Source organism: Streptomyces sp. NPDC018000 (assembly GCF_044328025.1).
Taxonomy (GTDB): domain Bacteria; phylum Actinomycetota; class Actinomycetes; order Streptomycetales; family Streptomycetaceae; genus Streptomyces.
In genome coordinates, this window is sequence record NZ_JBIRGM010000002.1 from 499,016 (window position 1) to 520,167 (window position 21,152).

The following is a 21,152-nucleotide window of genomic DNA, read 5'->3' on the forward strand; positions in this document are numbered from 1 at the left end:
GGGTTACAGCCAACTTTCGCGGAATGCGGCTTGTTCACGTCGTTACTCGTCAGTCCCTGTTGATGACGCCGCTTCTCTCCCACATCCTGGAAGGCTTTCCGTCGAACCATGACCTGGGGGACAGGTGTCTCTTCACTCTGCACTTCGCGCCAACAATCCAGAGGCGGTCCACCGCGCACGCCAACTTATCGAATACATGCGCGAAATTGTTCGCGGGTCGTACAAGCCAGTGCGGGATTGCCAGAAGTATCCGGAAGTCCTCTGGCTCTCCGGTCTGCCGGACGACAGGCTGAGGCGGCACCCGGACGGCGACCGGCTGCTGCTCAAGGTGCCACACCGGCCGCCGAGGCCAGCCCCCGTCCTGCCCGAGGTGCTGGCAGGTTGGGTCGATCCCGAGGCCGCAGCCACCGCGACGCCCGAAGTGCCACCGCTGGCCGAGTCGGGTCCGGGGCAGGGCTGGCAGGAGGACGAGAACGGAGACCTATTCGAGGTCTCCGAGATTCTCCGGGAGGAAGCACACGATGTGCTACGTGCCTACTCGCGATGGCTCGACGCATGGCGTAAGTGGTCGGAAAAGGAGCGCGTCGACCGGCCGTACCGGGAACTTCATCAGCAGCTGTACCGAATGGTGACCAGGATTCAGCAGGACGGCGAGGAATACGAGGCTGTACTGGGTGCCGGATTCCTGAATATCGGAGCCGCGCGTCCGTCGGCCCGGATAGCCCGGCACATTCTGACGGCGCCGCTGATACTCGCCATGAATCCCACCGATATGACCATCACCGTCGCTCTCGCGCCCGGCGACCCCGCGCGTCTGGAGGACAGCGAGTTCCTCGGCGCGGACGAGGGATACAGCACACGGCTGCTGAGCCCGTTGCGGGACCGTGTCGACGCGGAAGGATTCCATCCGCTGTCCCGTGACTCTCAGGACGTGCTTGGCGACTGGTCGGAGAGGGCGTTCGGTACCGATCGCGCAGTGGCATTCCACCGTGGCTGGGGCCGCCCGCCCGCCGACCCGGCGCTGCCGGTGCCCACGCTCGGGTTCGCGCCGGCCATCATTCTCCGTCAGCGGGGCCAGGGCGCCCTCGTGAACTTCTACGACGGCATTGCGAACCGGCTCGCCCAGCCTGGTGCTACGGCTCCCCTGGGACTGGCTCAGTTGTTGTACCAGCTGGAAGCGGAGGACCGCAGGGTGTGGGGTACGGCGGGTGGCCGCGATGTGCCCCCGGCCCTTGGCCCCGACCCGCTGTTCCCGCTGCTGTCGAACGAAGCCCAGCGGGAGGTGCTGAGGCGTCTTCAGACTGATACCGGCGTCGTCGTTCAGGGACCGCCCGGCACGGGAAAGACGCACACCATCGCCAATCTCGTGTGCGCGTTGCTGGCGGACGGCAAGCGGGTGCTCGTGACGAGTGAGAAGAGCCAGGCGCTGAAGGTTCTGCGGCAGCAACTGCCCGCGGAGCTGCGCAGCCTATGTGTCCTCCAGGGCGGCCGGCGCGAGGACGGCAGCGGTGACCTGGAACAGTCCGTGCGCGCTCTCTCCCAGCTCAGTGCCACCCAGTCGACGGAGCGCCTCGACGTAAGGATCAAGGGCCATGAGGCGCTGCGCTCGAAGCTGTCGGACACCCGCGCGCGGCTCCGTGACGAACTCCGCTCCCTTCGTGAGGCGGAGTGGTACGAACACCTCGATGTGGCACCCGGTTACGAGGGGCGACTCGCGGAGATCGTGGAGACCGTCGCTGCCGGTGCGTCGAAGTACGACTGGATGCCCACCCTGCCCGCATCGGCACCGCAAGAACCTTCACTGAGCGAAGACGAGGCCCAGCGCCTGCTGGGTCTGGTGACCCGGCACGGGCCCGGAGTGCTGGACGAGTATGGCGCCCGCTGCCCAGACCCTGCGGACTTTGTCGCACCCGTGATATTCGAAGAGGCGGTCAACGCCCTGGACGCGGCGGTACGCTCGTGCGCCGAGGCATCGACCGACAAGCTTTCCCTCGAACTCGCGAATCAGGGACCCGATCTGATCGCGACGTTGGTAGAGCTTCTGGACGCGGCGGAACACGCACTTCAGAGCGAGGGGCTACCAGGTGAGCCGACCGCGTGGTTGCCGGGAGAATGGACTACTCGTGCCCTGCGGGACGGAATGGCCGGCCAGCGACAGCAGCTGTGGGACGCAGTGCGCCGGTCAGCAGCCCGCGCCCAGGAAGTGCAGAGTGTGCTTCAGCACATCCCCTTCGCCGTGCTCGATGTACCTGATGTGGATCTTGCTGAGGAATCACGTCTCATCGCCGCTGGAAGAGACCTCGAACAGTTTCTGCGAGGCGGAGGCAAGCTGCGCAAACTGCTTCCGAAGGCGGTGCAGAAGGAAGCCCAAGTCCTTCTTCAGGATTGCCAAGTGGACGGGCGACTACCCAGTACGCAGGACGAGATCTCCGCACTAGTTGCTCACCTTGCGGCACGTCAGTGCGTCCGGCAGCTGAACGAGCGCTGGGAGAGTGTCGGCGCACCTGTGGCCAAGGGTTCCACGGAGGTTGCTCTGTCGGAGCTGCTGGACCGTGTGCCGACGCTCAGTGCGGTGGATGCGTTCACCCAGTCCGTGCGTACGCTGCACGACGTTCTGCTCAAGGCCCGGATCAAGGCCACGGTGCGGACGGCACAGGAGTGGGACGACATCCGTACATCGGCGAACGGTGCGGTACGGCTGCTGCGTGCCCGTGAGGCGGAGGAGAGGCTCAGGTCGATCGCCGAGCAGTTGCCACGGCCCGATGCCCAAGGAGTGGCTGAGCTGGCGGAGGTCCACCGAGCCGTTACCGTCCGTGATCCAAAGGCGTACATGTCCGCGATCGAATCACTGACCGAGGCGTTCCATCGTGAGGCCGATCGCCGGGAGGCTCGCAAACTCTTGGACCGACTGTCCGAGGACCACTCTGAACTGGCTCGGCGTTTTGCTGAGTCCCCGACCGACGTGGCTTGGGAGAGCTGCCTCGTGAACTTGGGCGCTGCCTGGGCTTGGCGGCGTGCGCGTACCTTCCAGGACAGGATGCTGACACCTGGCAGGGAAGCCAAGCTGGAAGGGGAGCTGGAAGCGGTTGAGGCGCAGTTGAGGACCACGGTGACTCAACTAGCGGCCGACAGAGCGCTGTACCACTGCCTGGACCGGATGACGGCCGGCCAGAAGCAGGCACTGAGTGCCTACGCGTCGGCCACGGCGAACGCTGGCAAGGGAATGACGGCACTCGGCAAGCGGCACCTTAAGGCCGCCCGTTCCGCGATGCGCGACGCGCGTGACGCGGTCCCGGCTTGGGTCATGCCGATAAAGCAAGTGGCCGAAATGATTGATCCCGAGCCGGACGCCTTCGATGTCGTCATTGTGGACGAGGCGAGCCAGGTCGGTTTGGACGGCCTGATGCTGCTGTGGCTCGCTCCGAGGATCATCGTCGTGGGTGACGACAAGCAGTGTGTTCCGTTCTACACGGGGGGCAAGCACGAGCGGTTCAACGAACTCCTCGACTCACTCCTGCCCCATCTCACCGACTGGCAGCGGGACGGGCTCAGCCCCAAGTCCAACCTCTACGACCTGCTGTCCGCGCGCTTCAGCGAGACGATCCGGCTCACCGAACATTTCCGGTGCATGCCAGAGATCATCAAGTGGTCCTCCGCTCAGTTCTATCCTGACAACGAACTTGTACCCCTCCGGCAGTACGGAGCGGACCGGCTGCGGCCCCTCGAAGTCGTCCACGTCCATGAAGGCCACTGCGAAGGACGGCGAGAGACGCTGGTCAACAGGCCCGAGGCTGAACGCATCGTCGCCAAGTTGCAGGAACTAGCGGAGAACGAGGCGTACGCGAAACGGAGTTTCGGAGTCATCGTGCTCCGTTCCGGACAGCAGACAAGGCTGTTGGAGAATCTCATCGACACACGGATCGACTCCGCGATCCAGGAGCGGCACAACATGCGTGTGGGCACGGCCGAACAGTTCCAGGGAGACGAACGGGACGTCATCCTGCTTTCGCTGGTCGTCGATGCCGACAACACCCGGGCCCTTACGGGACAGGGCGACGGAAGGCGGTTCAACGTGGCCGCCAGCCGGGCCCGCGACCAGATGTGGTTGTTCACTTCCGTCACGCCGGATCAGCTGCGCAGCAAGGACCTGCGCCACTCTCTGCTCACCTATATGCAGGCGCCGCCAGAACTCCAAGGCACCTCTCCCGGCCTTTCCACCGTTTCACCCGATGATCGATGCGAGCCGTTCGACTCACTGTTCGAGCAGCGGGTCTTTCGCAGGATCAAGGAAAGCGGCTACCACGTAGTTCCCCAGTGGAAGGCCAGCGGCAAACGTATCGACCTCGTCGTCGTCGGAGAGACAGGCCGCCTCGCCGTGGAGTGCGACGGCAGCCCGTATCACTCCACCCCTGACCAGATCCGTGACGACTACGAGCGAGAGCGGGAACTGCGACGGGCGGGCTGGCAGTTTTGGCGCGTACGGAGTAGCGAGTTCGCCCTATCTCCGGAGGATTCGCTAGCGCCGCTGTGGAAGCGCCTTGACGCTCTGGGTATCCGGCCCGGGGTCACCGAACGGCCCCAGGGCGAATCGGCGAGCACTTGGGCCCCGGTCGAGATGGACGATGCCGACCTCACCACCGATGAACTCGACGCCATGCTCGATGAGGATGCGTCCGTCTCTCTCGAAGGAGTCTGATGTGAACGAGATTTTCGACGACAGCACGCTGACGGAGATCGCCCACCTGATCTGCGGGGACGAGACGTCGCTGCTCTACCGGAAGGGGTACGAGATTGCTGAGTTCTTCCAGCGGGCGGGCTGGGACGACGTTCCGGAGTACGACGGCACACCGAGGCACAAGTGGGCCCGGGAACTCCTCAAGGAGCGGCAGGAGGACGGCACGGACGATGCCGAGCGCGCAATCCTGCGCCTGGCGAACCGCCTTGAGTACTACAACCAGCAGCAGGAGTACCGCGCCACGCTGAAGCGGCTCAACGAGGTACTCGTGCTCGACGGACGCCGGATCGGCGAGGACGGAAGCCAGCCGGCCCTCGTCCGCTGCGAAGCCGGTTTCGAGGACGAGGTACTGCAGTTGCCGCGCGTCGAGCTGAAGGTCTCCGTGAAGGATGTGGTGAGCGACCCGGATCTCGCTACAGCCGTGCAACTTCGGCTGGACGAGGCACGCACGTGCTACGAGCACGGCGCCTACACGTCGGCGATCATCATGCTGGGCAGTCTTCTGGAGGGGGTGCTCGCGCATGCGGCACAGGTCCGCTCCGCGGGCGTACGCATGCCGAAGCCGTTGCGGAGCATGGGGCTGAATGACTTCGTGGACTTCGCATTCAAGAACAAATGGATCGAGCACGATGCCAAGCTGGCCTCTGAGCTTGTCCGGCACTACAGGAATCTCGTCCATCCCCTGGCGGAGAAGCGGACCGGGCACAGCCCCAACCGCGACACGCTCGACATGTGCTGGCCGGTGGTGAACGCCACGCTGAATGATCTCGCGGCGACGGCGACGGCGACGGCGACGGCGACGGCGACGGCGACGGCGACGGCGACGGCGACGGCGCCCCCTGCCCCGCTTTCTGTGCGCGCGCCCGCAGAGCGAGGCCGCGGCGGCAACCTCAATGCCTCCGCACAACGCCCGACGCCGGCCTCTGTCGCTCGTCGTCGTCCGGGCGGCGGACCGGTGGTGGGCACTTGAATCGGGGGTGCACTTGCCGTAAGAGGCGCGGGGCCTGCTGGCATTGACTTGGCTGTGTGTGAGTTGTCACTTCGCGGATGCCGCCATCAGCCAACTGAGACACGATGCTGGCGGGGAGTTGGCATCTAATTTTTCTCTGCCGAGGAGAAGAGCAGTTCGCGGAACGCGTTGCGGACATCCGCCAGGGGCTGCCGGTCGCGCGTGTAGTACAGCTTGTTGGTGAGGAGGACGGCCCAGCGGTTGACCGTCGGCGAGATCCACATGCCAGTGCCGGTGAACCCGTAGTGGACCCACACGTCGTACTCGTTGCTCGACCCTGGCGCTGGGTGCCAGAACAGCCCGCGTGCGGGTTCGAGGCCGCCGGTCTGGACGGTGAGCGACTGGGCGGACCAGTCGGGGCCGAAGCCAGCGGGGGAGTCGGCCGCCGTGGGATCCAGGATGTAGCGCAGGAAGATGGCCAAGTCATCGAGAACGGTGAAGGCGCCAGCGATGCCGCAGAACCCGCCCAGGAGGCGTGTGGAGAAGTCGTGAGCGACGCCCTTGAGGTGGGTGTCGGTGTTCTGGTCCAGCTCGGTGGGGGCACAGCGGGCGGCGATTTCGGTGGGCAGGGGGCCGAAGCGCGTGGTGTTCATGCCGAGGGGGTGCCAGGTTCGCGCGGTGGCGAGTTGGTCAAGAGGCACACCCGAGAGGTGTTCGGCGAGGAAGCCGAGGATCAGGGCCGCGCGGTCGGTGTACTCGACGGCTTCGCCCGGGGGGCGATGCAGCGGCTCGCGCAGTACACCCCTGCGGATGTCGCCGTGGTCCGTGCCGTACTGGTTCTTCAGCTGGGCCCGGAGGGGGACGCCAGCCGTGTGGGTCAGCAACTGCCTTGCTGTGACCCGGCCGAGCTCGTGGTCGGTGACCTCGGGCCAGTAGGTGCCAAGCCGGTCGTCGAGGTCGAGGCGGCCGTCCTCCCAGAGCGCCCCGATTGAGGACCAGACGGCAAGGATCTTGGTGAGGCTGGCGGCGTCGAAGACGGTGTCCAGCCGCATCCGATGTTCCGGTTCGTCCGGGTTGAGGACGCCCGTGCTGCCGCTGGCTCGGATGCCGGTGGAGTCCCCCACGGCCCAGACCGCGCCCGGGTAGACCTTGGCCCGGACTCCTTCGTCCAGCAGAGCTTGAATGCGGTCGATCATGGTCTCCCTTTTCGCCGTGGGTCTCCATTGCCCAGAGTATTGACGCCGCCGCAGCAGCCGATGGTTCGACGCGGCGGCCTATCCGAGGACTTGACGTCCGAGCGCGTGGAGGGCGGCTTGGGTAGTGGAGAGGGGGTACCGGCGGGCGTTGACGAGTCCTGCCGCCCGCAGCGCGGGCAACATGCCGGTTGAGGTTCGCATCCGCTGGAGGTCTCGGGCAACGGCGCCGGGCCGCGCGAAGTCGATGGATGCCGCAGAGGCACCGAGAGCCTCGTTCAGCCCCGGCACCGGTTGGTAGAGGACGGGGAGCCCGCACGCCTGGGCTTCCAGAGCAACCAGGCCCATGGCCTCCAGGGTGGTGGACGGCATGACGAGGAGGTCGTGGTCCGCGAAGGTTTTCCACAGCTGTGGTCGGTGGAGCCAGCCGAGGTAGCGGGCCCGGATACCGGCTCGCCGGAACAGGGGTGCCAGCGCCTGATATTCGCTCTGCGGCGCGGCGACGCTCAGCTCGATCCCCTGCGCTGGGGCGAGGCTCTTGATGAGGGCTTTGCCGCCCTTTTCGGGCGTGAGCCGACCGGCGTACAGCAGGCGCAGGTGGCTCGTTGCGGTGCTCGTCGTTCGTGCGGGCGGGCTGGTGATGAGGTGGTCGGGGATTCCCCAGGGGATGTGGACGATCTTCCGCCCGTTGGTCTTCGGGGCCAGATTGAGGAGGCGGTCCGCCATCGCGTTGGTGGGGACCACGATCGCGTCGGATGCCCGCGCTGTCTCGCGCAGGACGTGGAGCTGGTCGCGGTGGCCTTCGGCGAAGAGGAGGTCGGTGCCGTGGACCAGGGCGATCCTGGCGTGGGCCGGCAGGGCTCGCATCAGGGCCGGGGTCGCTCCGAATGCGAGGTGTTGCAGGTGCAGGATGTCGATCCTGGACGGGTCGATCGCCTGCCGGAGGGCCGTACGGAGTTCGGCCACGTATCTGCCGAAGGCGGGGCCGTCCAGGCACTTCCCTCGTACGGACAGCAGCTCCAGGCCAGCCCTGAGGCGCGGAGTGGCGCCCTCGGGGGCGAGCATGAATGCCTGGGCCGGGATGCCGGGGCGGTTACCGGTGTAGAGGTCCAGGAAGAGTTCGACGCTTCCGCCGGGACTACCAGCAGGCAGGTCCAGGGCCGTGGCGACACTGGGATTCACGGTCGGCCTCCTTGTATCTCCTCGTAGAGGCGTGAGGTCTCGATCCCCGTGCTGGCCCGGTACTTGAGTCCGTGCTGCTGGTAGCTCGCCGGGGTGCCGAAGGTCTGGTGGAAGGTGACCTTCCCGAAGACCATGAGCGGATAGATGCGGACGGGGCGGGCCGCCCGTATCTCCAGGGTCCACCGGATGGCGTGGCCCTGGTGGCCGAGTGGGGCAGAGACGTGGACCCAGATACCGAGGGCGCCGATGCTCCGGCTTCCGTTGAGGAACTGCGCGTACGTCTCCGATCCGGTCCTCTCGTGCGTGACGCCGAGGTACAGAACGTCAGGAGCGAGGTCGTAGCCCTCCGGCGGGATGCTGACCTCGCGGCTGAAGGTTCGGCATGCCGCGTCGAGGTCGCCGTCGCAGATGCGCAGGGTGTCGCCGAGCCGCCAGTCATAGGCGTTGGGCGAGAGGTGCCCCGGGTCGTAGGGATCGATGATGAGGGCGCCGGCGGCCCTTGCTGCGGCGATGGCCGGGCCGGTGAGAATCACGACGCCGCCGATCTGAGCGGTGGAAGGTCCCGCCAGTACGCGGAGGGCTGTGGGCCCGTGGCCGCTTGGTACTTGCCGACGTAGAGGTCGACGGGGCCGACCGCGACGAAGAACATGATCTGCCCGATTTTCATGCCCGGGTACACGCGCAGGGGACGGATCGCGGACAGCATCAACGTCCACTGTCCGTGGAATCCGATGTCGCCGATCGGCGCGGTGATCTCGACGAACAGTCCCAGGCGGCCCACCGAGGAACGGCCGAACAGCAGCGGCACAAAGGAATCGGAACCGACTTCTTCGAGGGTGTGGCCGAGGTAGAGCTCGCCGGGCTGGAGGACGTATCCGCCGTCGTCGATCCGCACCTCCGCCGTGGGGTTCGGGTGGTGACTGTCGATGACCGGTGTCGTGTAGGTCAGGAGGGTTGGGCCGAGCCGGACGTTGTAGCTGTTGGGGTTGACCTGGTTCTGGTCGAACGGGGTGATGCGTAAGCGCCCGTCGACCGCGGCTGTGGTGATCTCGGGGCCGGTCAGGATCACGACCCTCCTCCGGTCAGGACGTGCTGGACGGCTTGGCGAAGGGGGACGACGGCCTGTCGGGGGTGCCTACCGAAGTACGCATCGGCGAGGTAGGCGGTGGTCAGTACGCTGCGGATGCCGGACGGCAGCGGGTCCGGTGCGGTGACCAGAGGGCCGACCTGTTCGTACAGGCGCCCGAGCAGGGCCGCGACCAGCGGTTGATCGTCAGGCAGCACGACATGGACGAGTTGGTTGTCGAACGGCTCGGTGGCCAGCAAGCTGCCCACGGTGAGCGTGTCGTGGAGGGGGACAGGTCGCAGGGCAGTCTCGTTGAGTAGGACCGCTTCCGCTCCCAGGCCGGTATGCAGTCGTCCGGCGACCTCGGCGAGCAACTGTCCACGGCTGGGAAGCCGGTGCCGGTAGGCATGGGTGATTGAGCCGAGGGGCACAGTCAGCTGGCGGCGGAGGTTCTCGATCTCGCCGAGAATCGGTGCCAGGCCGGGCAAAGAGCCGGTCGCCGGCGGTGGAAGGAGATGGGACCGGCCGTTCCAGTCGCCGTCCACGGGCTCGGCGAGCGCGTAGCCGACGGCGAGCTCAAGGCCCTTGAGGACCTGGGTGTCGCCTACGCGGACGGGACCGTACTGGTCGCTGTGGCAGTGTCCGGCGAAGATCACGTCGAGGAACGGGCAGGCGCCGGCGATCTTGAGGTCTTCGGAGAACCCGGAGTGACTGAGCAGGATCCACGCGTCCACCTCATGGCGGTGGGCGAGCATCAGCTCCTGGAGTGCCCGGACCGGGTCGGTAACTCGGTGGCCGACCCGGTCGGCGAACGGGACGGCGTTGAACGCTTGGATGCCCATGACGCCGGTCACCGCGACGCGTCGGCCGTCGACCGTGGCCAGGTGGATGCGCCGGAACAAGGCATCCCCATTGGCGTCGTCCACCACGTTGGCGCACACAGTGAGTTGGTGGACGCTCGGTTCGAAGTAGTGCGGCCAGCCGTGGTTCCCGGGGGCGATCACGTCGTACAGGGTGGTGAGGATCTCGCGCTCGACCCGTCCTCCGCCGAGCCGGTAGTACCCGCTGCCTTCGAAGAAGTCGCCGCTGTCGACGATGAGCGCCTCGGAGCGAGCCGCATGGAGGTGGGCCAGCAGAGGCAGGGCGTCGTCGAAGGCGGAATGGACATCGGTCGTGGCCAGGATGCGCTGGAGGTTTCGGATCACGGCGTGACCTCGCAGATGTCGGCGCCGAGAACACGGAGCTTGGCGGGGAGGTCGGCATGGCCCCGGCGGAGCTGCTGGAGCCCTCCGAGAGTGGTGACACCGCGCGCGGTGAGCCCGGCGATGATGAGGGCCGAGCCGGTACGGATGTCGGTGGATTCCACACCCGCGCCGGTCAGACGCTGCGGGCCGGTGAGACGGCACATCGTGGGAGAGATCTGCTCGATGTCCGCGCCCAGTACCGCGAGCTGGGGGAGCAGGTTCCCGTGGCGGCCGGAGTTGATCGTGTCCGCGAAGAGATGCGTGCCGGGTAGCCCCAAGGTCAGGGCCATCAGCGCGGGTTCGAAGTCGGCGTCCAGGCCGCCGGGGGAGAGCGACGCGATGGCGCGCAGTGAGTGGCCGGTCGGTTGCGTGTTCCGGGCGTGAACCGTGAGGGCATCCTCGTGCACGGCCACAGAGATGCCGAGCCAGCGCAGTGCGGCTACGAAGGGTGCGATGTCTCTGCCTCGTACGCCCTCGATGCGGCCATTGCCTCCCGTGGCTGCCAGCGCGCAGGCGAGCGCTCCCGCTTCGATCTTGTCGCCGGGCACGGCCCAGGCGACCGAGTGCTCCACGGCCGCCGCAGACGGCGGCGTGAGGACGATCATGCGTTCGGTGGCCCGCGTTCCCCAACCCGCTGACTTCAGTGCGCCCAGGACACTGGTGACTTCGGGGGACAGGTTCGGGTGGCCCAGCCGCAGCGGGCGGTTTGCGACAACAGCTCGCAGGATCGCGGCGACGGTCGCACCGCGCGAGCGGAAGGGCAGCTTCACCGATACGGAATCCGTACGGGTGCTCCCGGCCACGACGCTGTAACCGCGGTCGTCCACGGCGTATCGGTCGCCGAACGCCTCGTAGATCCTGAAGTGCTGCTCCATCCCGCGATCCCCGATCTGGCACCCACCGGGCCACGGCATGACGGCGCGTCCATGGGTGGCCAGCAGCGCGGGCACCAGGTAGTACGAGGCGCGGATGCGGCTGGCGGTCTCGAACAATTCCGGGGCGATGTGCCCGACGCTGCCACCCAGGACCAGAACCGTGGTCGGGTCACCGACCGCACGTGCCAGGCGGTGCCCGGCCTGCTGCAACAGCGTGAGCATGGCGTGTACATCAGCGCTGGCAGGGACATTACTGAGCTGCACCGGTCGGCGCAGAGCCGCAGCCGCTGCGAGAAGCGGCAGAGCGGCGTTCTTGGAGCCGTCGACGGTCACTGCCCCGGTGAGTGGCGGGCCGGGCCGGATTGCGATCACTTCTGCGGTGGTGGCAGGGGTCTGGGCGAGGGGCATGGTCATCTCCTAGGAAGCAGTGCGTGCACGGCCGCGTCCGGAGGTGCGGGTGGCGCAGGGACAGGGATCTCGGCCCAGCACCGCTTTCCGGACGCGGTTGCCTCGGCGTCGTGCCGGTCGGCCAGCGCGGCCACGATGGGCAGGCCGCGGCCGTGTTCGTCGTACGCGCCGGGCAGGCCGGCCTTCGGGAGCACGGGACTGGAGTCGCAGACCTCGATCCGCACCCGGCCGCCGGTCAGCTCCGCGGCCACCGAAATGGGGCCGTGCCCGGCATGGCGTACGGCGTTGGTCAACAGCTCGCTGGTCACCAGCGCCACGGTTTCCAGCACCTCGTCGGCGTCGTCGAGCCGCCAGCCGAGTACTCCCGCGACGACCCGGTGTCTGGAGTCCGTGACGGCGCACGCCGTGCCGGCTACCGAAAAGCTGAAGCGAAGCGGTTCCACAGGAATGCCTCCCGATCGAGTTCGGTCTCACCAAAGAACCGTCCGGGGCAGTGCATGGGCCAGCTCGGGTGCGCGCTCGGCATGACTTATGCAGAAGCTGCATGACCATCAAGTACCGAGTGAATTAGGCTCGGTTGAGCAGGCAGAATCGGGCGACGGCGAGAGGAGCCGTGGCACAGATGGCCGATGCGTACGACGAGGCGAGACGGCTCGGCGAGGTGATCCGCCGAGCGCGTGTGCTCGCGAAACGGTCCCAGGCGGACGTCGCTGCCGCGCTCGGCTACCACCAGTCGAAGGTGAGCCGCCTCGAACAGGGAAAGGGCACCGAGGACTCCCAGGTGCTGCGTGCCATCGCGCGGGAGCTGGGTATCCCCTTACCCTCTGTCGGCCTGGCCGACATCCCCGACACCAGTGACCCCCACACCGAGACAGATGACATGCGTCGCCGCACTTTCCTCGCCACCAGCCTGGCCACTCTCGCTACGCCCCCTTCCCCTCACCACGGCTACGGTGCGCTCGTGCACGCTCTCCTTCCTGGCCCGCTGCCTCCGGCAGGAGACGAGGACCATGGCCTTTCCAAGCTTGGTGAGCGCATCTCCGCGGCCCGTCGGCTCCTCTACGCGTGCGACTACACCGGTCTGGAGCGCATACTTCCCGTTCTGATCACTGACCTTCGTCACGCGGCGACGGGTTCGGACGAGGCCGCAGCTCTGCTGGCCACCGCGTACCAGACCTCTGCCAGCCTGCTTCTCAAGCTCGGCGACCACGGCAACGCGTGGCTGGCAGTCGGACGCGCCATGGCGGAGGCAGAGCGCAGCGGTGACCCGGTCGTCCTGGCCTCCAGCGTTCGCGTCCACGCCCATCTCCTGGCCCGCGAGAAGCACACGTCCCAGGCCATCACATTGGTCCGGCACACGGCCGACCAGCTCACGGGCGCCTACGACCAGCGTTCCCCGCGTTACCTGGCGGCGCTCGGCCTGCTTCTGCTGCGCGGGGTCACAGCGGCGAGCAGCGGGGGCGACCGCTCGGCCACCCGCGACTTCCTCACCGAGGCGAAGGAGGTCTCCCAGTACGTCACGCTCGACCGAGCCGATGCCTGGGCCAACTTCAGCCCCACGAACGTCGGCCTGCACGGGGTCAGCGCGGCAGTGTCCTTCGGGGACGCCGGGCTCGCCTTGGAGGCCGCGCGCCCCCTCATGCGACGGCACATTCCCGCCCCCGAGCGGCGCGCGGCCCTCTGGGTCGAAACAGCCCGCGCCTACAGCCAGCAGGGCCGGCTCGCCGACGGATATCAGGCGCTCCGTATCGCGGAGAGCTGTGCGGCGCAGGACATCCGGCGCCCGGCCATCCGGGAGTTGGTCGCGGACATGGCTGCCCGCGACCGTCGTCGTACGCTGCCTGAACTGCACCTGTTCAGCCGTCAACTGGGAGTCCCCGCGTGAGTGAGCAGTCCGACCAGCGGACCAAGAAGCCGTTTCTGTACGTCGTCGTGTGTGGATCGGGCATCGCCGGTGACGTCGGGCGGCTGATCGCGGCGGCGCAGAGCACCGGCTGGGACGTGGGCGTCGTTGCCACGCCGCAGGGTCTGGGCTTCATCGACGCGGAAGCCGTCGAAGCCCAGACCGGGTACCCGATCCGTTCGGCCTGGCGGTCTCCTGGCGACCCTCGTCCGCTTCCGGCTCCGGATGCGATCGCCGTTGTCCCGGCCACGTTCAACACGATCAATAAGTGGGCGGCCGGTATCTCGGACACCCTGGCCCTGGGCATCCTGTGCGAGTCGTACGGCTTCGGCACCCCCACCGCCGCTCTGCCGTACGTGAACTCCGCCCAGGCCGCTCACCCCGCGTACGCCGAGAGCTTGCGGAAGCTGCGTGCGATGGGCATCCTGATCGGCTCCTACGAACCCCATCCCCCCAAGGCCGGCGGCGGCGCGGACCGCTTCCACTGGGAGGAAGCACTCGACCTGCTCACGCCCACAGTGGCCGCCCAGTCGTGATCACCTCCGCCGAGGCCGAGACGTAGCGGTGGGTGTGGCCGATGCCGCAGGCTGTGGGGAAGCCACGGGGCGTGGAACGGCGCTGCGTGCCTGTGCCGCGAGAGCTCGTCGGCTTGGAGCGGGCCTTTGTGAGAGCCGTTGTACGCGCCAGGCCAGGGTGCGTGCTGGGGAGCGGGTGTCGTCGAGGGCGCGTTCGTCTGCTGCCTGCTGCAACAGGCGTCCGGGATCGTGGCCCGCGGTCTCCGCGTCGGCCATTGCGGTGGTGAGTGCATTGGTGGCGGGGTCGGCGAGGATCTGGTCGGCGTGCGTGGGTGTGGCCTGGCGGATGAGCTGGGCGTACCGGACAACGACCTTCTGAGGCGGTCCATGCTGGCCAGCGGCAAGCAGGTGCCCGGATGAGGTTCGGTCGTAGGCGGTCTGGAGGTGGAACAGGGTCTGGCGGGCGGCTGCGGTCTGCTGGTTGTGGTGCCGTTGGTCGTGCCAGCGGGCGGCGGCGATGACGGCGAGGAGCGCGGCGTCGAGGAACATCGCCAGGAGGGCTCCGTCCTTGGGTGTCGGATCGTGGAGCATGGCCTTCACTGCCCCTCGCAGGGCGCGGGCGTGGTGGTGTTCGGCGCGGATGCGTGAACGGGTTGCCCGTTCGAAGGCGGAGGCCGCTGTGCGGAGTTCGGTGCGGATGTCCGGCGGTGCGGTGAGGGCTACGGCGTCGAGTGCTTCGCCGAGGGCGGCCAAGTGGGCCTGGGCGGCTTCGGCGTCCGGCTGGTCGAGGTGGTGGGGGATGCGCTCTGTGGCTGCAGTGGCTTGGTGCCACGGGTGCGGCCGGAGACGCCCGTTGGGGTTGCCGGCCGGAATGTCTGCTGCGGCGAGACGGCTCTGGATCTTGGGGAGGGAGAGATCCGGCGACAGCGTGGAGCCGGAGAACCACACCGGTTCCCCTTCGGCGTTCGTGTCGTGGTCCAGGGCGACCTTGTAGCCGCGTAGTTCTCCGGAGGGGAAGTGCAGGACCTCGACGAGGACGCCGTTGGTGCGGGTGAGTAGACCGAGGAACTCCTCGGTGTTGGTGGCAGCGGCGGCTGCCGTGCGGACAACAGTGCGCAGGCGTACGCGGGCGGGCTTGTCGTGGCTGGCGCGGTGGGCCTTCTCCTGCTCGGCGCGGGTGGGCCGTTTCGCGGCGGTGCGGTCCCCGCGTACGACTTGGAAGAGGCCGTATTCCTTCTCGATGGCTGCGAGTTCGCGGTCAGCCGTGAGGTAGTCGTTCCAGTGGCGTGCGGTGCGCAGGTCGCCTCGGACCTTGGTGGCGGCGATGTGGATGTGGTCGGGGGCGTGGCGGACGGCGACCCATCGGCAGCCGTCCGGGTCGTCTGTCGGCGCGATTCCGGTGGCTGCGACGACACGGCGGGCGATGTCCGCCCATTCAGCGTCGTCGAGGAGGCGGTCGCCGGGCGCTGTACGGACGGAGCAGTGCCACACGTGCTGCTTCGGGGCTCGGCCAAGTCGCCTGGCCTGCTGGACGCGCAGGTCGAGGTCGGCCACGAGGAGCTTCTTTGTGGCGGCGATGCCGTCGGTGCGGCCGGGGTCGGGCGCGAAGCCGTCCCAGGAGGCGACGAGGTGCGGGTCGGTGTGCTCGTTGGCCCGGCCGGGGCCGTAGAGGTAGCGGATGAGGCCGGCGGTGCTCTTGCCGCTGCTGATCTTCGCGATCACCGTGGCCCCTTTGTGGCGGCGGCCTGGTTGGTGGCTGCTGCGATGTGGCGGACGGTGGTGCCAGCCGTGCCGAGGACGCGTTCCGCACGGTCGAGGAGTGCGGTGTCCCCATGGTGTGGACGGCCGCCGGAGTTGAGCTTCTTGGCGATCTGGTTGATGTTGTGGCCGATCTTGGCGACCTCACCGCGGAGGGCTGTGAGTTCGTCGATGTAGTCGTCGAGCTGGGTGCGCTGACCGGGCAGTGCGAGGTCTCCGTGGACGTGGGCCATGACGACGGCGCCGACGTAGTGGGCGGCGGCGATGTTCAGCGACCGGGCCACAGCGAGGATCTCTGCCTTCTCGTCGGTGCTGTAGCGGACGTCGACGCGTTCCTTGCGCTGGGTCTCTTTGCGCTGGCGGCGGCGTGCAACTCGGTGCAGTGCGGCGGCTTCGGCGGCACGCTGCGGCTGCACGGTGCGGGTGGCGGCGTCGACGGGCTTGTTCCGGTCGGGCACCCCCTGGTGCCCGAGCTCCTCCGCCACCCCCGGGGCGGAGGCACTTGCGTTGGACCGGCCCTTGGACGGTCCAACGCCATACCTTGCTCCGCCTGATGCCGAGGTGAAGGTCATCTGCTGCTGCGCTGACGAGGGTTCACGGTCGGGGCCGTGCATGTGGGCTCCTGCAAGCGGTGATGGAGGGCGAGGGCCCGTTCTTCCCGTGCTGATTCACGGGAAGAACGGGCTGGGGTGACGTGAGATGCGGGGTTCAGCCGATGCTTGTGGTGACGGCGTCGAGTTCGGCCTGCAGCAGGTTTTTGATTTCGTCCAGACGGCTCCGGGAAATCCCGAAACCCTGGTCCCTGACGGCCTTCTCGATGTTGCGGCGCGAGGCACGGCCGGCTCGCCCGAGGGGAGCCGTGCGGCCGATGGCCACGGCCTGCTCCAGGGAAACGCTCGGCTGCTTGCCTCCCGGCTTATCGGGCTGCTGCGGGGCCTGCGCCTCTCGCTTCGCGAGTGGCTGCGGCACGTCGTCGTCGGTGCCCGTGGCGGGTGGCGGCGCGAGCTCGCCGATCGTGTGTTCAGCGGCGGGTTCGTGGCGGTCGTCGGTGTTATGGCGGTCAGGGTCGGCGGGGCGTCGGGCGACGAGGAGATAGAAGTGGGCGGCTCCGGCCAGGGCGAGTGGGGCGATGGCGGAGATGACTCCGACGGTGATGTCGTCGAGGGAGAGTCCGTTGTGGCGGGTTTGCTGGTTGAGGCGGATGGCGTGCAGGACGTTGGCCCAGATGCTTGTGGCGGTGGCGATGCCGACCAGTGCCGAGACGTAGAGACGGGCGGACAGGGGTGCGGTCCGCAGGACGAGCAGGGCGCCGATCCCGATGGCGATGAACCCGTCGATGACGAGCGGGAAGGCGTAGGTGAGCGCCCGGTGGATATGGCTGGCGGCGGCCATCTGGCGCAAGGCGTCGTAGGACAGCGCGAAGGCGGCCACGGCCAGCAGCGACACACCCGTACGGATCGCTGTGGCCAGCGGCAGCGGGGCGGACGGTGCCGTGACGATGGTGGGGGAAGGCAAAGGGGAATGCTCCAGGGGTGCAGGGTGTGGCTGATGTGGCCCTGAGGGCGGGGGAGACCCGTCGCGACTCGTCGCGTGCCTGGTCAGGACCGGTACGAGTGCGGCGGTGATGACGAGTCGACTCGTCACCGGACCTCGACTCGTCACCGCGCTGACCTGCGCGGAGACGAGTCGCGACGGGTCGTGCCGGGTCAGGCCCCGGTCGTGGCTTCGGGCGCGGGCTCGGGGCAGTAGCGGGCCCAGGAGTCGGCGAACTGCACGCGGGTGAAGCCCTTGGCCTGGACGTTGCCGTGGAAGCGGCGGGTGGCCGAGCTGATGCCGTACTCCCTCAGCAGGAGTTGCAGGCCCCGAGGGGTCAGGCCGTTGGCGGTGTACTCCGCCCAGGGCGTCTCGTCGTCCTGGTTGAGGATGTCGAGGAGTCGGCTGGTGCGAAGCGCCGGCGGGTTGCCTTCGGTGGTGAAGGCGCGGCGGATGTCGGCCAGCAGGCGGATGCCCAGGCTGCTGCGGTCCTGGTCGTGCTCGGCCTCGTGCTTGGCCATGATGCGGCAGGCGGTGCGGGCGAGGTCGGGCCACGCTCCGCCGGCGAGGTCGGCGACGGTCACCAGCGGCTGCCAGGTGTCGGCCGCGCGGTCTTCGACCGGCATGGCCGGTGTCAGCTCCATCGCGTCGGCGTGCAGCGGAGTCAGCCAGGCGACGAGCCGGTCACGCAGCGCGTGGAGGGGCGGGGTGTCACGGAAGGTACGGAACTCCGCCACCTTCTCGCCCGGCCTGCGGCGGCGCATCCGGATGACGATCGACCGGTCCATGATCGTGTCCGGCAGGTCACCGATGCCGGCGAGGGCCGCCATAGCGAATGTGGGGAACTTCGCGACCTCGTGATTGGGTCCGGAAACCCGCAAGGTGGGGCGGTTGCGCTGGTGCCCCGCGTTGAGCAGGCCGCGCATCTCCTCGTTCTTCTCCGCGACCTTCGCGGAGCCGAAGAGAGTGTCGGCCTCGTCGACCAACAAGGTGGGCGGTGTGGCGGTGATCGACCGGAACACCGCGGCGGCCGACGCGTTGACCGTGATCAGCGGATCGTGAACGCTCTCGGTGATCACGTCCAGCAGCCGCGACTTGCCGCACCGCTTCGCCGGCCCCACGACAGCCAGCCGCGGAGCGTGCTGCCATGCAGTCTGCAGGTGCGTGGCCGCAACCCACAGGGTCACGGCCGTGAACGCTTCCCCGCTCGGCAACACGACGTAGCGGCGAATCTGCTCCCGCAGCTCCGCCAGCACCGCCTCACCCTCGGACACCGGAGCGGGTTCGGGCTCTTCTGCGGACGACGGTACGGGCTCGGTGGGGCGGCCGGGTATGGCCACCGGCGGCCACACGGCGGCGGTGGTCGGAAGGGATGGCGTGCTCTGGGCGGGATCGTCCATACTGGACATGTAGCTCCTCCGCTTGCGGGCCAATGGGACGGCAATCCCGGCCTCGCAGGTCAGTCGTTCATGGGCGGCATGAGGTTTGCGCTCTGAGCCCCTCGGTGTTGGGTCACCGGGGGGCTTTTTGTATGTCGGGGCTGGTTGAAGGCATGCCTCAGCGGATCGGTGCGGTCTGCTGGGGTGCTTTACGGTACCAGAGACTATGCGAATCGCATAGTGCTATGCTATTCGCAGAACGGATGTTAATCTTGTTCCATGCCGCAAAACCGGCGGTACACGCAGTGAACGGGAGGAGGGGCAATGCCGGATGATGAGGGAGCCCCCGAGGGGGTGCTCCTCAGCGGCGAGGAAAACGCCGCCGTGCGGGTCAAGCTGGAGCGCGAGAAGCGCGGCTGGAGCACCACCACGCTGTCCGACCGCATGAACGACGTCGGCTTCGACATGAACCCGTCTGCGGTCTGGCGCATCGAGAACCGCAAGCGTCGAATCAACCTCGACGAGGCCATCGGTTTCGCCGAGATCCTCGGCGTCCCGCTCAGCAACTTCGTCGGGCCGCCCAGCCTGGCGACCATGGGCCGGGCCATGGAGCTGATCGACAACGTCGTAGCCGCCTACAGAGCCTCCAACCGTGCCAACCACGAGGCACGGAAGGCCCGCGACCAACTCGACGCCTATCTCGCCGACCACCCGGACATCCGTAAGGAGGCTGACGTGATGGTCTCCAACGCCATCGCCACCGAACTGATGAAGAGCAACGAAGAGTACGGGCCCGCCTCCGACGCATAGCGGCCCACTCCACCTGGCGCAGCGGGAACGCAAACCCACGCTGTGGCCGTCCTGCCCATCCCATCCCTGAACGACACGAGGCCAGGCGCGGGGTTGCCGCCCCATCCGCCGGCCGGAACCGGAGCACTCACTTGCGCCCTTCGGCGATACCGCACGCCCCCGTTCAGCGCCCGCGACCGCAGGGGGAGGTGACCACTACCGACACCCTCCTCACCGTGGAGCAGGCCGCCGAACGCCTCGGCACCGGCGTGCGCTTCATCCGGCGACTCATCCAGGAGCGCCGCATCCGCTACGTCAAACTCGGCAAGCCCGTACGGATACCCGAGAGCGCCATCGCCGCGTACATCGAGGAACGCACCGTTCCGACTCTCGGCAACGCGCGTTCCCGCTTCGGGAAGGCTGCCTGATGGCGGTCCGCAAGCCGCAGCGGCGGCGCGAGTTCGGCACCGTTCGTCAGCTCCCGTCGGGGCGGTGGCAGGCGCGCTACTGGGCCCCGGACGGCAGCCGCCGCACCGCGCCGGAGACCTTCGAGACGCGCACCGACGCCCAGACCTGGCTCACGCTCACCCAGGCCGACATCGAGCGCAAGCACTGGGTGGACCCCGACGCCGGCTCGGTCAACTTCGAGACCTACGCCATGAAGTGGGTCGAGGAGCGCGGGCTCTCCGCCACCACGGAGGAGCTGTACCGAAGGCTCCTGCGCCTGCACTTGCTGCCCGAATTCGCCACGGTAAACCTGGACGACATCACGCCACCGGGCGTGCGTACCTGGCGGGCCGAACGGTTGGCGGTGACCGGTGCGACGACCGTCGCCAAGTCCTACCGCCTCCTCAAGGCCATCATGGAGACGGCGACCGATGACGAGCTGATCCGCCGCAACCCCTGCCGGATCAGGGGCGCCGGCAGCGAGAAAGCCAAGGAACGCCCGACGGCCACCGTCGAACAGGTCGACGCGCTCGCCGACGCCATGGGACCGAGGTGGCGGCTGATGGTCTACTTCGGCGCCTACGGGCCCATGCGCCCGGAGGAGCAGGCTGCCCTTCGATGGCCCGACGTCACGCTCGAACCCCTCGCGGTCAAGATCCGTGACGCCGCACCCGAGCTGACCACCGGCCGTCGCGTCGAAGGCGACACCAAGTCGGCCGCCGGAAGGCGCACCGTCTTCCTCCCGGCCTTCCTGCACATCGAGGTGAAGCGTCACCTCGACTGGTACGCCGAGAAGGAACCCAACGGGCTCCTGTTCGTCGGCGAGAAGGGTGCCCCCTTCCGCCGGTCCACCTTCGGCCGCAAGTGGCGCAGGGCTCGGACCAAGGTCGGCCTGCCGGAGGGCTTCCGCTTCTACGACCTCCGGCATACCGGCCACACCCTGTCCACCCAGTCGGGCGCCACGCTCAAGGACACGATGGTCCGCGCCGGCCAGTCCTCGGAGAAGGCTGCCCTGATCTACCAGCACTCCGATGGTGAGCGGCAACGGGAGGTCGCCAGGGGTATCGATGCTCGCGTCCAGGCCGCCCGCCAGTGTCCGGCGCGCGAAGCCTGAATTGGCCGCAGGGGCGTGTGGCACCACACCGCGCGCCCTTGCGGCCCGGGCGATAGATCTTG

At 68.0% G+C, this 21,152-nt stretch carries 18 protein-coding genes; 7 read left to right on the forward strand and 11 right to left on the reverse strand.

What is annotated here, in order from left to right; translation table 11 throughout:
• Positions 1 to 196: 196 nt before the first annotated feature.
• Both ACH4EW_RS06855 and ACH4EW_RS06860 read left to right on the forward strand, forming a co-directional pair.
• Complete coding sequence (locus tag ACH4EW_RS06855; RefSeq protein WP_398252428.1) at positions 197 to 4,696, forward strand: AAA domain-containing protein; 4,500 nt, start codon at positions 197 to 199, stop codon at positions 4,694 to 4,696.
• 1 nt (position 4,697) lies between these two features.
• Positions 4,698 to 5,705 carry a hypothetical protein gene (locus ACH4EW_RS06860; RefSeq protein WP_398252431.1) on the forward strand — a complete coding sequence of 336 codons (1,008 nt, stop codon included), beginning with the start codon at positions 4,698 to 4,700 and terminating at the stop codon, positions 5,703 to 5,705.
• Positions 5,706 to 5,830: 125 nt separating this feature from the next.
• Here ACH4EW_RS06860 and ACH4EW_RS06865 read toward each other — a convergent pair whose 3' ends face one another.
• From ACH4EW_RS06865 to ACH4EW_RS06895, 7 genes are all read right to left on the reverse strand, one after another.
• On the reverse strand, positions 5,831 to 6,880 hold the full coding sequence (locus ACH4EW_RS06865) for a serine hydrolase domain-containing protein (protein WP_398252434.1): 1,050 nt from the start codon (positions 6,878 to 6,880) through the stop codon (positions 5,831 to 5,833).
• 78 nt (positions 6,881 to 6,958) lie between these two features.
• Entirely contained in the window at positions 6,959 to 8,059 is a 1,101-nt protein-coding gene (locus ACH4EW_RS06870) for a glycosyltransferase family 4 protein (protein WP_398252437.1), read from the reverse strand.
• Positions 8,056 to 8,592 (reverse strand): dCTP deaminase domain-containing protein, encoded by a 537-nt coding sequence (locus ACH4EW_RS06875; RefSeq protein WP_398252440.1) that lies wholly within the window; start codon positions 8,590 to 8,592, stop codon positions 8,056 to 8,058. Before ACH4EW_RS06875 ends, ACH4EW_RS06870 begins: the two co-directional genes overlap by 4 nt.
• Positions 8,589 to 9,128 carry a dCTP deaminase gene (gene dcd, locus ACH4EW_RS06880; RefSeq protein WP_398252443.1) on the reverse strand — a complete coding sequence of 180 codons (540 nt, stop codon included), beginning with the start codon at positions 9,126 to 9,128 and terminating at the stop codon, positions 8,589 to 8,591. Before dcd ends, ACH4EW_RS06875 begins: the two co-directional genes overlap by 4 nt.
• Complete coding sequence (locus ACH4EW_RS06885; protein ID WP_398252446.1) at positions 9,125 to 10,330, reverse strand: metallophosphoesterase; 1,206 nt, start codon at positions 10,328 to 10,330, stop codon at positions 9,125 to 9,127. The genes dcd and ACH4EW_RS06885 overlap by 4 nt, the downstream gene beginning before the upstream one ends.
• Entirely contained in the window at positions 10,327 to 11,652 is a 1,326-nt protein-coding gene (locus tag ACH4EW_RS06890) for a UDP-N-acetylglucosamine 1-carboxyvinyltransferase (RefSeq protein ID WP_398252449.1), read from the reverse strand. Before ACH4EW_RS06890 ends, ACH4EW_RS06885 begins: the two co-directional genes overlap by 4 nt.
• 2 nt (positions 11,653 to 11,654) lie before the next feature.
• The gene (locus tag ACH4EW_RS06895; RefSeq protein WP_398252452.1) at positions 11,655 to 12,095 is read right to left on the reverse strand and encodes an ATP-binding protein; all 441 of its coding nucleotides are present in this window, start codon (positions 12,093 to 12,095) and stop codon (positions 11,655 to 11,657) included.
• A 179-nt stretch (positions 12,096 to 12,274) separates the two neighbouring features.
• On the opposite strand from ACH4EW_RS06895, the gene ACH4EW_RS06900 reads away from it, so the two are divergent.
• Positions 12,275 to 13,537, forward strand: coding sequence for a helix-turn-helix domain-containing protein (locus ACH4EW_RS06900; protein WP_398252455.1), 1,263 nt, complete (start codon positions 12,275 to 12,277; stop codon positions 13,535 to 13,537).
• Positions 13,534 to 14,091 (forward strand): flavoprotein, encoded by a 558-nt coding sequence (locus ACH4EW_RS06905; RefSeq protein WP_398252458.1) that lies wholly within the window; start codon positions 13,534 to 13,536, stop codon positions 14,089 to 14,091. The genes ACH4EW_RS06900 and ACH4EW_RS06905 overlap by 4 nt, the downstream gene beginning before the upstream one ends.
• Here the strand turns inward: ACH4EW_RS06905 and ACH4EW_RS06910 are convergent, their stop codons facing one another.
• The 4 genes from ACH4EW_RS06910 to ACH4EW_RS06925 all read right to left on the reverse strand — a co-directional run bounded on the left by ACH4EW_RS06910 (position 14,092) and on the right by ACH4EW_RS06925 (position 18,761).
• Complete coding sequence (locus tag ACH4EW_RS06910) at positions 14,092 to 15,792, reverse strand: relaxase/mobilization nuclease domain-containing protein (RefSeq protein WP_398252461.1); 1,701 nt, start codon at positions 15,790 to 15,792, stop codon at positions 14,092 to 14,094. It abuts the gene before it with no gap.
• A complete protein-coding gene (gene mobC / locus ACH4EW_RS06915) occupies positions 15,789 to 16,313 on the reverse strand; it encodes a plasmid mobilization relaxosome protein MobC (RefSeq protein WP_398252464.1) in 525 nt (174 codons plus the stop codon). The genes ACH4EW_RS06910 and mobC overlap by 4 nt, the downstream gene beginning before the upstream one ends.
• A gap of 223 nt (positions 16,314 to 16,536) precedes the next feature.
• Positions 16,537 to 17,343, reverse strand: a complete 807-nt coding sequence (locus ACH4EW_RS06920) for a DUF2637 domain-containing protein (RefSeq protein WP_398252467.1) — start codon at positions 17,341 to 17,343, stop codon at positions 16,537 to 16,539.
• A gap of 191 nt (positions 17,344 to 17,534) precedes the next feature.
• Positions 17,535 to 18,761: a DUF3631 domain-containing protein gene (locus ACH4EW_RS06925; RefSeq protein ID WP_398253315.1), complete on the reverse strand. Its 1,227-nt coding sequence runs from the start codon at positions 18,759 to 18,761 to the stop codon at positions 17,535 to 17,537.
• Between the two features lie 303 nt (positions 18,762 to 19,064).
• On the opposite strand from ACH4EW_RS06925, the gene ACH4EW_RS06930 reads away from it, so the two are divergent.
• The 3 genes from ACH4EW_RS06930 (at position 19,065) to ACH4EW_RS06940 (ending at position 21,090) form a co-directional block, all read left to right on the forward strand.
• The gene (locus tag ACH4EW_RS06930) at positions 19,065 to 19,550 is read left to right on the forward strand and encodes a helix-turn-helix domain-containing protein (protein ID WP_398252470.1); all 486 of its coding nucleotides are present in this window, start codon (positions 19,065 to 19,067) and stop codon (positions 19,548 to 19,550) included.
• Positions 19,551 to 19,738: 188 nt separating this feature from the next.
• Complete coding sequence (locus tag ACH4EW_RS06935) at positions 19,739 to 19,957, forward strand: helix-turn-helix domain-containing protein (RefSeq protein WP_398252473.1); 219 nt, start codon at positions 19,739 to 19,741, stop codon at positions 19,955 to 19,957.
• Positions 19,957 to 21,090, forward strand: a complete 1,134-nt coding sequence (locus ACH4EW_RS06940; RefSeq protein ID WP_398252475.1) for a tyrosine-type recombinase/integrase — start codon at positions 19,957 to 19,959, stop codon at positions 21,088 to 21,090. The genes ACH4EW_RS06935 and ACH4EW_RS06940 overlap by 1 nt, the downstream gene beginning before the upstream one ends.
• Positions 21,091 to 21,152: the final 62 nt, after the last annotated feature.